Here is a 1,120-nt window from a genome sequence, read left to right on the forward strand (position 1 = left end):
TCTTCCATGTCGGCCTTGCTTAAATGCTTGCCGTTGGCGACCTTGTCGCTCAGGCGCTTCGGCAGCTTCTCGGCCAGGAAGGCGCGGACTTCTTCGCGAAATGCTTCTTCTTGTGGGGTGAAATTCAGATCCATGACTATCCTCAGAAAATCTCGAACAGGCCCGCCGCGCCCATGCCGCCGGCGATGCACATCGTGACGACCGCATACTTGGCCTTGCGGCGGCGGCCTTCCAGCAGCACGTGGCCGGCCAGGCGCGCGCCGGTCATGCCGAACGGGTGGCCGATCGAGATCGCGCCGCCGTTCACGTTCAGGCGCTCGTCGGGAATGCCGAAGCGCTGCTGGCAATAAATGGCCTGCGAGGCGAAGGCTTCGTTCAGCTCCCACAGGTCGATGTCGGCCACCGTCAGGCCGAAGCGCTTGAGCAGCTTCGGCACCGCGAACACCGGCCCGATGCCCATCTCGTCCGGCTCGCAGCCGGCCACGGCCAGGCCGCGGAAGGCGCCCAGCGGGGAAAGATTCAGGCGCTCGGCTTCCTTCGCCTCCATCATGACGCAGGCCGAGGCGCCGTCCGACAGCTGCGAGGCGTTGCCGGCCGTGATGAACTTGTCCGGACCCATCACCGGCGCCAGCTTGGCCAGACCTTCATAGGTGGTGCCGCGGCGGTTGCAGGTGTCCGCATCGACCGTCACTTCGCGCTGCGAGACGGCGCCGGTTTCCTTGTCGGTGACCTGCATGGTGGTGGTGCAGGCGACGATTTCGTCCTTGTAACGGCCGGCGAGTTGCGCTTCCTCGGTCTTGCGCTGCGACTCCGCCGAGAAGCGGTCCTGGGCTTCGCGGCTGATGCCGTAGCGGGCGGCGACGATGTCGGCGGTATCGATCATCGGCAGGTAGAGCTCGGGCTTGTTCTCGAGGATCCACGGATCGATGCCGGAGTCGCCCTTCTCGCGGGTGCGGATCTGCGAGATGCTCTCGACGCCACCGGCGATCACGGCCGGAGCGCCGTCGACGACGATGCGGCCGGCGCCGATGGCGATCGCCTGCAGGCCGGAAGCGCAGAAGCGGTTCACGGTGGTGCCGGCGATCGAGATCGTCAGGCCGGCGCGGATCACAGTCTGGCG

The 1,120-nt window shown here is 66.5% G+C and carries 1 protein-coding gene and 1 pseudogene; both read right to left on the reverse strand.

Going from position 1 to position 1,120, the window contains the following annotated elements; genetic code table 11:
- A pseudogene (locus KVT32_RS32275) lies at window positions 1-134 on the reverse strand (pimeloyl-CoA dehydrogenase large subunit); the annotation flags it as partial.
- An 8-nt stretch (window positions 135-142) separates the two neighbouring features.
- Window positions 143-1,120: acetyl-CoA C-acyltransferase (locus KVT32_RS27790; protein ID WP_217619159.1), on the reverse strand; the 978-nt coding region annotated here is incomplete at its 5' end.

The sequence above is a fragment of the Achromobacter sp. GbtcB20 genome, assembly GCF_019091095.1.
GTDB lineage: Bacteria > Pseudomonadota > Gammaproteobacteria > Burkholderiales > Burkholderiaceae_B > Achromobacter > Achromobacter mucicolens.